Source organism: Paenibacillus sp. OK060, assembly GCF_900101205.1.
Classification (GTDB): Bacteria; Bacillota; Bacilli; order Paenibacillales; family Paenibacillaceae; genus Paenibacillus; species Paenibacillus marchantiae.
Map to the genome: position 1 here is coordinate 404,981 of NZ_FNFR01000005.1, position 12,254 is coordinate 417,234.

11 protein-coding genes are annotated in these 12,254 nt (G+C 45.5%); 4 read left to right on the forward strand and 7 right to left on the reverse strand.

The window, feature by feature from the left end:
* Positions 1-2: 2 nt before the first annotated feature.
* On the reverse strand, positions 3-128 hold the full coding sequence (locus BLS14_RS33255) for a hypothetical protein (protein ID WP_256336611.1): 126 nt from the start codon (positions 126-128) through the stop codon (positions 3-5).
* An 85-nt stretch (positions 129-213) separates the two neighbouring features.
* Between BLS14_RS33255 and BLS14_RS20405 the strand changes: the two genes are divergently transcribed.
* Positions 214-588, forward strand: a complete 375-nt coding sequence (locus tag BLS14_RS20405) for an iron-sulfur cluster biosynthesis family protein (protein ID WP_256336612.1) — start codon at positions 214-216, stop codon at positions 586-588.
* 189 nt (positions 589-777) lie between these two features.
* Here BLS14_RS20405 and BLS14_RS20410 read toward each other — a convergent pair whose 3' ends face one another.
* Positions 778-2,835, reverse strand: a complete 2,058-nt coding sequence (locus BLS14_RS20410) for a methyl-accepting chemotaxis protein (RefSeq protein WP_090953652.1) — start codon at positions 2,833-2,835, stop codon at positions 778-780.
* A gap of 259 nt (positions 2,836-3,094) precedes the next feature.
* On the opposite strand from BLS14_RS20410, the gene BLS14_RS20415 reads away from it, so the two are divergent.
* Positions 3,095-4,111 (forward strand): hypothetical protein, encoded by a 1,017-nt coding sequence (locus BLS14_RS20415; protein WP_090953654.1) that lies wholly within the window; start codon positions 3,095-3,097, stop codon positions 4,109-4,111.
* Between the two features lie 125 nt (positions 4,112-4,236).
* Positions 4,237-5,193 carry a phosphotransferase family protein gene (locus BLS14_RS20420; RefSeq protein ID WP_090953656.1) on the forward strand — a complete coding sequence of 319 codons (957 nt, stop codon included), beginning with the start codon at positions 4,237-4,239 and terminating at the stop codon, positions 5,191-5,193.
* Between the two features lie 172 nt (positions 5,194-5,365).
* Here BLS14_RS20420 and BLS14_RS20425 read toward each other — a convergent pair whose 3' ends face one another.
* The 5 genes from BLS14_RS20425 to BLS14_RS20445 all read right to left on the reverse strand — a co-directional run bounded on the left by BLS14_RS20425 (position 5,366) and on the right by BLS14_RS20445 (position 11,596).
* Positions 5,366-6,244 carry an amidohydrolase family protein gene (locus BLS14_RS20425; RefSeq protein WP_072734638.1) on the reverse strand — a complete coding sequence of 293 codons (879 nt, stop codon included), beginning with the start codon at positions 6,242-6,244 and terminating at the stop codon, positions 5,366-5,368.
* A gap of 1 nt (position 6,245) precedes the next feature.
* Positions 6,246-9,398: a GNAT family N-acetyltransferase gene (locus BLS14_RS20430; RefSeq protein WP_090953657.1), complete on the reverse strand. Its 3,153-nt coding sequence runs from the start codon at positions 9,396-9,398 to the stop codon at positions 6,246-6,248.
* A 431-nt stretch (positions 9,399-9,829) separates the two neighbouring features.
* Positions 9,830-10,147 (reverse strand): AbrB/MazE/SpoVT family DNA-binding domain-containing protein, encoded by a 318-nt coding sequence (locus tag BLS14_RS20435; RefSeq protein WP_063565341.1) that lies wholly within the window; start codon positions 10,145-10,147, stop codon positions 9,830-9,832.
* A 21-nt stretch (positions 10,148-10,168) separates the two neighbouring features.
* Complete coding sequence (rarD, locus tag BLS14_RS20440) at positions 10,169-11,047, reverse strand: EamA family transporter RarD (protein ID WP_063565507.1); 879 nt, start codon at positions 11,045-11,047, stop codon at positions 10,169-10,171.
* Positions 11,048-11,152: 105 nt separating this feature from the next.
* On the reverse strand, positions 11,153-11,596 hold the full coding sequence (locus BLS14_RS20445) for a GNAT family N-acetyltransferase (RefSeq protein ID WP_090953659.1): 444 nt from the start codon (positions 11,594-11,596) through the stop codon (positions 11,153-11,155).
* 100 nt (positions 11,597-11,696) lie between these two features.
* Here BLS14_RS20445 and BLS14_RS20450 point away from each other — a divergent pair, with 100 nt between their 5' ends.
* The gene (locus BLS14_RS20450) at positions 11,697-12,251 is read left to right on the forward strand and encodes a stalk domain-containing protein (RefSeq protein WP_090953661.1); all 555 of its coding nucleotides are present in this window, start codon (positions 11,697-11,699) and stop codon (positions 12,249-12,251) included.
* The last annotated feature ends 3 nt before the right edge of the window (positions 12,252-12,254 follow it).

Consider the following 12,254-nt stretch of genomic DNA (forward strand, 5'->3'; position numbering starts at 1 on the left):
TATCATACCAGATAAGGAATCGGGATGAAATGGGTTTCATTCCGAGGCTCCATCACAGCATCTCCACCGATGATATTCAAGTAATTGAACCATTCGATTGGATGATCCACCAAAGTTGTAATTTTCATCGGATTCAGCCTGCTTTCCCTTCTATTTCACACCATTGTTCCATATATTAGATTGTAAGCGAATTCATAAGGTGATTAGAGGAGTGTGAACGACGTTATGATCATTCAGGTCAGTCCGCTGGCAGAATCAAGACTTAACGCGATGCTGGGAGATCGGCCGGGCTATTTCAAGCTGTTTTATGACACCGATGGATGCGGATGTGATGGTACTGCTGTGCTTCTGATCGTTAACGAGCCAGACAGTGATGACATTCGGATTGAATCCGATTCGCTTCCTTTCCTTATCAACAAACAGCAACAGATCTATTTCGAACCTTGCCTTCGCCTGCAATCAGAGAACAGTTTCCCTTCCTACCGATTGAGCAGTGATTCCATGATCTACGGTAATCATGTCAAAGCCCATGATCTTCGGGATACCGCAGACACTTCGCCGCAGCCGCTCAGTTGGTTCGTACGATAAAAGTTGGAAAAGATGGACTTACGAAAAAACCTCCCAACCCTTCAAACTTAACGGGCTGGGAGGTTTTTTCTTTGATTGTTTGTTTGTTTGTTTGTTTTTGTATGACCTGCACCAGTTGTGCGACTGGAAAGTTATCTCTTGGCCCAATCGCAGCATACCGGATCTCGTCAAATGACCTCATGCGCTTATTTACTTTGTTTTGAACCGGGATGATGCTTCGGCAAGCTGTTTGGTCAATCCATCGATGGTCTGTACCATCTCTGACAGATGCTCGGTCATACCTGACTGTTCCTCCATCGTCGCGGTTACTTCCTCCACGGATGCAGATACTTCTTCACCCGAAGCAGATAAGTTCTGAGCAGCTCCAATGACGTCATCCTTATCGCGTTCAATGGATTCAATCTCAGAGGCAATGGCCTGAACCTGGTTCATCATTTCATTCATATTTTGGGTGACAAAATTGAACGTTTCCTTGGTCTGGCCTACACTGCTCTTATGCTGTTCAGCAATCGCCTCAATGGCTTGTACGCTCCGGTTATTCTGCTCGACATGATCAATCGTCTGCATCACAATCCGGCTGATATCCTCCGATTGGGCTGTGGTCTGCTCCGCCAATTTGCGGATCTCCGATGCAACCACGGCGAAGCCACGCCCATGCTCGCCTGCCCTAGCGGCTTCAATGGAGGCATTGAGTGCAAGCAGCTTCGTCTGATTCGCAATCTCGGTTATCGTACCTGTAATTTGGTGAATGCCGGAGGAACTTTCAGCGAGCTGCACTGTAATCTTGGAAATATTGTTCACTTCGGCCTCGTTCTGTTCGTTCACCGCAATCAACGCATCAATGACCTTATGGTTGTTTTTGAATGCATCCGTAATCTCGTCTGCCTTGAGCTTCACTGACTGCGACATCTCATTAACGTTCTCAATTTTATTGCCCACGTTCATGAATTTATCCACGATCGCTTCCGTATCATTGGCCTGAGACTCCATGGCTCGTGAAATTTCAAACGCCGTGGTCGTGGTTTCGGCAATGGAGGTCGAGGTCTGCTGGGTGGACAGATCCAGTTCGGTTGTACTTGTTTTCAGTACGCTGATGGAATGATTCATGCTGGAAATCAGCTGTTGGTTGCCCGCCGCCATCGTGTTAAAGCTATCCACCAGTTGTTTGAATTCTCCGCTATATTTGCCCTTAGCCTGCACCGTCAGATCCCCGTCTGCAAGTTGTCTGAACAATGCTGTTAGCCTTGTAATGGGTTTGGTAACCAGCAGGGAGATCAGTATTCCTGCGATGATAGACACCGCAATTGCGCTGAACAGGACGATATACATCTGTTTCGCCATTTTCCCTAATGGCTTCTGCACATCACTTAGTTTATCTTCAACAATGATGGTCCAATCCGATCTTGGAATTTTGGAATAAAAGATTACTTTGTCCTTTGTGCTAACATCGCCTTGTTGCAACTGCTCGTTAGAAGGCAGATCAATCAGTGACTGATATTCACCAGACTCAAGCTTCTGCCCCGCCATCTTTTCATCCGCCGAATTGAACATCACTGTACCTACGCGGTCCAGAATAATGACTTTTCCCTCTTCATTAATGTTGATGTTCTGAAGCTGGTCAACGAAGAACGAGGTTGATGCGGTAGATACAAGTACGCCCTCCACTTGTTTGTTTTCATCGTAGATCGGCATTGCAAAAGCAGTACCCAGCGTACCCAGTGACTTGGAGATAACCCCTTCACTAATTACATTCTGGCCTTGAACCGCCTGTTGAAAATACGCACGATCTGCACGTTCTCCCCCGAGGGCTTCAGGATCGTTCGCTGCAACAACGATGCCTTTCCGGTCCAGCAATATGATATTGCTGTTGCCTTCCATCCCCGCGAGGCTGTCTGCCAATATACCATTGGACTTATCCACGAGTTCACTATTTTCCGAGAAAAAGACATCATCATTCTGTCCTTCGCTATTTCGAATCTCCAGCAATTCCTGAAATGTGCCATGTGTTGTAATCAGGAACGTGGATTGTTCTTCCAACGTTAGTGAAGTGAACAAGCCCGCACCAATCCGGTCAGAGGTTGCTTTAATCTCATCCTTGCTTTTGTCGAGGGTAATCACTGCTGCTACAGTGTAAGATAAAACCGCAGTTACCGCCAATACGAGGGTTACCAGTAAACCGATCATTAGCGGCAATTTGACTCTGAACGACATGTTGATTACGCGTTCTCTCGCCTTCGCGAATACCAAATGAATCCACCTTCCATTTCATCCTTGATTGTGTCCAATATTGTATGGGTTAACTTTATATCGGTAGATATCAATCAATTGTTCAGCAGGAAAAACGTTTGCACTGAAAATGTTTTTTTAAAACTCATATTCATCTATATAAAAATAGAACTATATGTAACTAGTCTAATTTTTTTTCATTTACTCCATTTGTAAAATAAAGGTATAATTCACTTTGAATTCATCTATCGTTTCTTTTAGTGAAAAGGGTGTAAAGATAATGAAAAGAACGATCTTACCCAACCAATTTATTGCAGTCGTAATAACTTTACTTCTCTTCATTGCAGGGTGTGGTCCAGAAGAAGAAGCACATGAATATCTCTCAATTACAAACACGGAATATGTTAATGGAACTGATACCGATGATGGTATGATCATGAGAGTATACACATACGACATCCAAACGAAGGCTCTAACTAAACTATCTGATTTACCTTATACCTCACAATATCCCTTAACTGTAGCTTCCTTAGCAAATGACACCATCTATTATTCAGGAGTTGGAAAAGATAAGGGTGACGAGTTGTTTTCCTATGATATTCAGGCACAAAAGACTCAACAATTAAGCACAGGCTTATTTGCAATTAATTCAATTATTCCAGATACCGTTGATCATACTTTGGTTATGGCTGCTGTTAAAAAGGGAGAGCGTCCTGTCAAAGTCATTTTCTTTGATCAGAAAACACAAGAGATGAACATCTTGAATGACTATGATTCGGATACAACTACATGGGATATTTCGTTTAACCCGGAAACGAGAAAAACCTATGCCATCCAATATTCCGAAGAAGAGCAATACATTCATATGGAGCAGTCCAATAAGGCGCAAACACCGTTGGTTCCTCCAAACCATACCATCATTGAAATAGATCCTATTTCCATGCAGACCCGTAAGGTCATTGAACTGCATGAGGAACAAATCTTAACTCTGTCCGCACGTGCAGATCAGATCATGATTGCCACAGCAAAACACATCAATAAATATCCTATTGAATACAGTATGGTGAATATCAGAACAGGCGAAAGAACGAAAATGTCCTTTCCTATCAAGGCCAGCAGCGAATTGCGCTTATCCAAAGATGGACGAGGTTTTTATTTCCTTGGGGAATATGTAGATGCAAACATCAAACATGAACGGGGAATCTATTACTATGATTTGAAAACGCAAGAATTCGAAGAGGTATTTCTTCAAAAAGAGGGATTCATTAATAATTTCACAAAAACAATAGCAAAATAGGGACGTTGCTGAGAAACACAGGAATGCTCTTGTAGAGTGGGCTCACCAATAAGGTGCTTGTTTCACTTGTAACTACAGCGAAGCTTGGTAAGCTACTTAACTAATAAGCAGGAAGGAGCAATCAGATGAGTAAGGAATCTATCACAGTACAAGCATTAATAGAACAAACCATCCATCAGTATGTATCCTCGGATGCTCACATCCTAAGCATGGAAAGTAACCCTATCCAATTGGGACTTCAGGCCGTGGAATTGCTTCGACATCATATTGAATTCCTAGTCAATGGAGTGCAAAAGGACATTTCTGTCATTACGAAGAAAGCCACGTTCATAGAACGCTCTGCATTGACCAGATTATTTTCACAAGGCGCGAATGTGCCATTTAGTCTAACAAGTGAGCCTCATACTGAAGATCGCTGCTTGATCTGCATTCAGGATGTGGACTACCAAACCGATTATAGCCATCTGGATATGGATCTGCTTCAGAATAAAGAATTACGAGCGCTGGCTTACATACATGGAACGAATATGGGGTTACAAAAAGAAATGCCCTGGATACCCACTGTGGATCGGAATCATATCATCGGCATGATGGAAAATCGTTGGAAACCTTCGTGGAACGCCGCCATAGAAAACCCAGCATTCATTGCGGAATTTGGATTACCAATCATATCGGAAATTGAAGCTCTAGCCAGTACCATCGTAGATGATCTTGAAGTTCTGATCAGAGATGAACATATGCATACGATGATCCATAATGATCTGAATCCCGGAAACGTACTGGTACATAACAATGAGGATGTCTATTTTATTGATTGGGAGGAAGCAAGGTATGGCTCCCTGTTCTTTGATATTCCTTTACGCTGTAGCCACTTAAAACAAGTAGACATCTATCGGGAGGCCCTAAGTTCCCACGGATACGATATTCCACAAGAGCAATTCGAAAAATACTTCTCCCTGGCGTCCCGTTATCTTGGCATCCGTTATATGAGTTGGAGCCTTGGGGTATGGGAGAAACACTCGCATGGAAAAGCTGACTTAAAAAAATATATGAAGATGGTAACTCAACCTTTGTTCTCCTGATCCCTTACTCATTCCAAGTTAGCCGTAGGAAGAATTCACTGTTTTCCCGGATAAAAAAAGCTCCTGCCACCAGAAGTGAAAGGAGCTTACATGATAGGGATTCAGCATGAACATCATATGCTTCCACGACCTACATGGCATACATTTTCCACAGATAATTATGAGCTGGTGCTTAACCCAAATCTGCAATTCGCTGTTTAATGCGCGGAAATAAACCAAAAGCATTCTCATAGAATACCTTCTCATGATGCTGCTCCGGCACAAGTCGGCGGACGAATTCTGCATACAGATCGATCGGCGCAAGCGGCCAGTCGGTTCCGAACAGCATTTTCTCGTAATGATCCGAATACACCAGCGCCCGGCGGAAATGATCCATGAATAAGGGCTCGTTCATAAATCGTTCAAAATGGGGCCGATCACCGACAACGAGGCCGGACAGATCTGCGTAAACGTTAGGGTTCTTCGCCACAACTTCAGCGGCATCCATCACCCAAGGATCACCCAAATGACAGATCATAAAATTCACGCCGCGCTGTTGAAAGGCTAATTCGTCCACGGTCAGCGGATGTGCATACTTGAGCAATCCATTCATGGAGTACGTATCGCCCGTATGAATGACCACAGGCACGTTATACTTGGCTGCCAGTTCATAGACCGGTGTGTAGATCTTGTCATACACGTAGTGATGATAGTACCCCGCATATAGTTTGATTCCGGCTACCTCAGGAGCTTGTAATCGTGCTTCAATCCGGTCCAGCTCGTCCTGAGCGTGTTCACCACCAAGGTGGTTTGGATTGATGCCGACGCATTCCATGAGGAATGACGGAACCGTTTCTTCCAAATCAAGTCCCATCGGGTTGGGAGAGCTGGAATCCGGAAATGCTCCCTTCGTCTGCTCCGTAACCCCCATTCCGATACCAAGAATAACGTCGTTCTTATCAAACTCCGCCTTGAGGCCAGCGGCAGAGTAATCCACTTTCGATAAATCGATCGCCGTTCTATGAAAGCTGTCGATGTCCGACAGATGAATATGAATATCAATAATCGGCATGTTAAGCCTCCTTTTCACCTTTTGAAGTTGCAAAGTCTAGCTGCAGAAGGCCACGTACATCCTCTGGATTCAGAGGAATTTGCCCCAAGATCAGATAGGTCGGCTCTGTCCAGACCGTTTCCCCGTTCAGCAGTGGCAGATTGTGATACACACTGTGACCAAGCACCACATTGTTCACAAACCCCGCAGCGTTCTGATTAGGGTAACGATTCACTGCATGCAGCATGTCTTTACGCGAAACTGAACCCATTCGCAAGAAACCTTTGGACTGAAGATATCCATCTAGCTTTCCAAGAGGGTACCGCCCTTGCTCGGGGTGTTCCAGCCAACCATCAGCAAAGACAGGCGAGGGTTTGAAGAAATGTTCCTCGGCTAGCGAGTAATCCAGCGCCAATCCGCTTTCGTTCGTAACCGAGTGCAACTCACAGAGAACAGGAACGCCGGGCAGCATGAGGTAATGCTGCTGTACCGTGATTCCTCGATTCGCTTCATGCTTCTCGATGCGGGTTGTGATCTGAATTCCTTTCCAGACGTTACCGAATTCATCCTTCTGCTCCGTCCAAGCTGCGCTTCTTTGTTCCAACTGACGGCTGAAACCGTTCATACCAGGGATACCTACACCAAGTCCACCGTACCATGGATTCCACCAGGAACGCGGTGTTGCTTCCGGATACGTACTGTCCAGCCATTCTTCACCCTGGTACTTCAAGGAATGCACGACACTTCCGAAACCAGGGGCAGCTGCCATCGAAAGAACTCCGTTGCTCACCGTGTACACAGGACCTGCTGGACCTTCCTCAATCACGCAATCAACGGCTGTTCCTGTCTGCGGATACCAGAGGGCTGTACGTTCATGAATCCGATCCTCGCCTCGATATACGGCCCGAGCCTTCCAGCCAAATTCGCTTTCTCCTGTCTCATCCTTTTCCTCAGGGGAGAACTGCAATTTAGCAGAGCGCAGATCCTGCTCTCGATTTAATTCCATATCAGCAGCTAAATGCTCTGGTGTGCCACCATTCTGCACGTACAGTTCCAGGTTTCCAGCGAGCGGGACCATCTTCCGTTCAATCAGTTCTGCTGTCAGCACATCCTGGGCAAACGGATTGCCACCACCCAATGCCAGCTCAAGATGGTTGTCCAGCTTCGGTACAACCGGGCTATGCCGTTTTTGAGCGAATGATCGGAAATCCTGCCATTTGGCAAAGGTATTCAGAGCAAATACGGTCGCCTTTGTTTGCACAACGGCTCCTGCTGGAATCCGGCCTAGCTCATGCTGTAACCCCAGTGTGTGTTCCGGACGAAGCAGCTTCAGCGAAGGGTCCCAATAGATACCGCAAGCACCATACTCCTCCTTGCAGAACAGCCAGTTCTCTGTAATTTGGGCGCTGTCCCAGTGGCTCGGATCGCCAGAGTACGCATCGCCCATATCTACATAACGGCCTTGGTACGGGAGAATAAGCCGGTTGCCGAAGAAACCAAAGTTCGTCATCAAGAACATATTCTCTTCCAGCTCTGCGCTGCGCGTATTCCCAATTTCGTGGTAAAACTCCGCAATTCCGTTGGCAGACAGCTTGACCACGGACTTGATCTCTATACCAGGGAAATCTTCCGATTCATACAGTGCTTCGAGAACCTGGTTTTCTCCCTCCGGATAGATGTTCACTTCCTTGGCTTGTTTCTTGGAGAACTCTTCTGCAAATGGCTTACCGAGCTTCGGATAGGTCCACCAGAACGTGTGAACCGAGCCAGGATATTCAATCCACATGTTGTTCTCTTGCTTGCTCATATGGAGGGAGAATGCACCGTTCACGGCCACCCACTGTTCCCCATTTTCCCCACCGTAACGTCCTTGTGTTCCCTTCATTAGAACAGACAGCTTGGTTGTAAAAGATACCTCTTGTCTATCCGTCGGAACAGCTGTTACCTCTACTTCTCGCGAATAGAGACCATACGAACGCAAGGTGAACGCTACGGGAACAGATGCTTTGCCTTTTGCAGGGACCGTGAGGCGCACCGAGCGTTCTGCCCACTCTAGGAATTCTTCTTCTGGCAAGTCAAAAGTGAACACTGCTTCGGAATCAAAATTATTCTCCACGTTCAGGTATAGCTCAGCAGGAACGCTTGTATAGAGCTCTTTCACGGGCAACGCCGTGTTGATCTTGGCCGGGAATTTCGGGGCAACGCCCATACGAAACTCGGCTTTCCTGCCACCGATCAGCCATGTGCTCGTCACAACGGGATGGGTCTTATTCTGACTTTGCTCCTCTTGAACCGAATCAAGGTGGAATTCGCCCTCCACGATTACCGTTTCTCCCGGAGCAACTGCTCTTGCAACGTCCAGCGCAAAACGAATATTTTTGTTGTCTTGGCCCTTGATCTCAAACTTCAGCTCGGATGCTGAGCGGTTCGTGATCCGGTAGCGAACCTTGTATGTGGAACCAAATACGAGATCATGATCGTCGATCTCTGTGGTAATTTCGTAATCCGGTGTTTCAAGAGCTGTCAGCCCGCGACCCGATTTCTCGAATTCGGCTCGTAAAGAGATATCTCCCTTTTTCCAGGAATAATCAAAGAAATCGAAACCACGCTCCCGTCGGCCATCCGGCTCGATGACGAGTTCGCGGGTGCTGTCTGCGTACCAATCCAGCTCCTCAAAATAAGGAGCAAGTGCTTCCGTCTGCAAAATGGTCGGGATGAAGTTCATCAGATGCACATTTTCATCCTTTTTTTCCCAGAAGAACCCGCATTTCTTATACATCGGTACAGCCTTGGTGTTACCTGCCCAAGTGAACAGATCCAGGCGAGGCCATCCCGCTTCCACAGTCTTGCGAACGGCGTTCAGGATCAGATTACGTCCGACCTTGTAGCCGTGATAATCGGGGCGCACATTCAACAGCGGTACATACAGGGCATTCTCGTCATAGCGGTAGTGGGCGAAACTGCAGAAGCCAACAACCTCTTTCTCATGAACGGCGAGAAATACATGAAGATTGGACGAAGTCTCCATCTCCCGGCGAACGGTATCCTCCGTTCTCTGGTTGGTGCCACCTCCCCAACTTTCATTGCTGCGGTTCCACATATCAGCGATTGCAGCGGCGTAGGAGGGATCGTATTCGATAATGCGGATTTGTTCCATGATCGAAGTTACTGTCATATTTGGATCTCCTTATCTTTATCTATAGGATGGTCTTCGTGATCATTCGATATGGCCTTTGCCCGATAGCCGCAGAGATAATACAGGCCATGTTTGAAGAAGCTAGCGATAGTCTTATCATACTATAAATGGAAGCTTTTTCAGAGGATTAAAAATCTTTCTTTCCAACTTATAAGTGCCTTTCGGCTCTTGTTCGAAGCGTCAGTGATGGACGAATAAATTTAGGTAAAAAAGAAAAAATCCACGTCTATGAGTTAGACGTGGATTTAGGTATACGAACAGCTAATAATCTTCAATTATGCCAATATAGAACGGACATTGCGTAGAACTGATTTCATTGGGATTGGCTCATTAAGCGACATACAACAGCAAAACCCTTTACTTCATTAAATTCATGTTAGTACAGTGGTCGGTCGTATGGCTGAGAATGATCAAAGTAGCTCGTTCCCTTCTGTGCCAAAGTCTATTTCCTCATGTCTTGTATCCTGTTTCACTTTAGAGAGCAACGTCTTTAGATGGTTACGTAGTTCCTCATTGGACTCTACAGGCTTGGTTTTTGGACGCAACAACAATTCATTATCTTCTGTCACCAAAATCTCAATTTCCGAGCCTTCTTCCAGATTAAGACGCTTAAGCAATTGGTTAGGAATGCGAATTGCACTGCTATTTCCCCATTTGCTAAGTGTGGCTGTAGTCATGGCAATCCCACGCCTTTCGTTTGATTGATGCTCCAGGGTTTTCCACTTCATCCCTACCGGGGTACTATGCCATCAACTCGCCTTCGCGAGTTTCGCGCCGCGAATCGATGCTGTAGCGTATACCACGAGCGCTGTCCAGATGAGAGCAAAGCCTACGAGTAGAACCGGCGAAACCGATTCCTTGAATACGAATATGCTCAGCAAAAGCATGATCGTCGGCCCGATGTATTGAACGAAGCCGAGCGTTGACAGCGACATCCGGGCGGCTGCTCGCGCAAAAAAGAGCAGCGGCAGCGCCGTGACTACGCCGGAAAGAAGCAATTCGATGAACGTTGGTGCAGGCAGCGTCCATGCCGTCGTTTTCCCTACAACGGCCAAATAGATCCAGTAGCCGAGCGCGACAGGCAGGACTACAGCCGTCTCCGAGAATAAACCTATAGAAGCGTCTTGCTTGATCTTCTTCTTCGCCAGGCCGTACAAACCAAATGACGCAGCCAGCGAGATCGCGACCCACGGAAACCGTCCATAGTCAATCGCGATGATAAGCACCGCTGCGCCAGCGATGGCAATTGCAAGCCATTGGCCGCGGTTTGGCTTCTCACGAAGGAAGGCGACCGCTAACAGCACGTTCAGCAACGGATTCAAATAATAGCCAAGGCTTGTCTCGACGACATGGCCGTTGTTGACCGCCCAGATAAAGATGAGCCAATTAACCGCGATCAGCATTCCGCTGGCGGTGAGCGACAGCAGGATCGAGCGGTTAGTTGCAATCCGCTTTATATCACCCCAGCGACGCTGGGCGGCGACCAGAATACCCATAAAAACAAACGACCAGACAACCCGATGCGACAAAATCTCACCTGCCGGAACTTCGCTAAACAACTTCCAATAAAGCGGGAGAACCCCCCACATGATATACGCAATAATAGCGTTGACTAACCCGTTATTCATAATCATTTTTCCCCTCTTCTTGCTCTGATGTCTGAACGGATTATACGTCTCAATCCCCTCTCAAGTAAAGGAAATAATTGATGAATTTGATTTAATTATTATTTATTAGTCAAGGTTAATAATCTTATCAAAGCAGTATGAATCTTTGTCATAGCCATTATGCTCATAGAAAGCATGGGCATCAGTTCGCTTGAATCCGCTACATAAAATAATACTAGATATTCCGAGTTCTTTAGCATAATTTTCAGTATGTCTTAATAGTTGTGTACCTACCCCACGATGCTGGAATTCTTTTTTAACGGCAAGAGCTTGTATATGTAAATAACCAATGGAAACCCCTATGGACAATGCCTGAACTATAGTTACAAAACCAACCACATCATTTTCAAATAATGCAACAAATGTTTTGTAATTCCCGTCCTCATTCATTTTTTCTGTAGTATCTCGAAAATTCCCCTCATTAACATTGCGAATCTCAAGCACATCGTTCCATAAAAAAACAACTTCAGTATAATCATTCGCTGCAATTTCTCGTATCTTAATTTCCATGCCTATTCTCCCTTTTCATACAACTGGATTTTAAAGGAAACATTTTCCTGTCTTGTAGCGTTTATGTTACGTGAATAACAATACTTAAGGAGGAATCAAGATGAAGCGATTAGTTTCTCTATTTTTGATGTCAACTTTAGTTGTGGGTGTAGTGTCGGTTGCATCTGCTACGGACCAACCTTTAAAGGATCTACCTTTTAAGGAACGTGCAGCGTATACATATAATCCTTCATTAAAAAAGATAGAACTAAATATCACAAAGGACCACAAGTTGACTACAACGACGTATAACTCCACTTATGTTCCAGTGAAGGATGTCTTTAAAGCATCCGGAGCAACAATTAAATGGGATGGAAAGAACAAAGTGACTACGATTAAAAATCAAGGACAGGAATTGATTCTTAATTTCTCTGGTAAGAGCATCGAAGTGGGTAAGAACCAAGTAGTTCTTCCGCAAGAGTGGGTACAATTAAAAAATGGAGTCTCAAGTATTGATGCATTTGTCTTAGCATATATTTTTGAAGTAGCTGCTGATGAGTCCGACCAAGAAAGAGTGGACTGGGAAGAAAAACTTAAATTTTTGGATATCAAAGAAACGACTGGTCTTCCAGGATTAGATAAGTATATGCATGTGTTTGTTGAGTTTAATGATTAATTA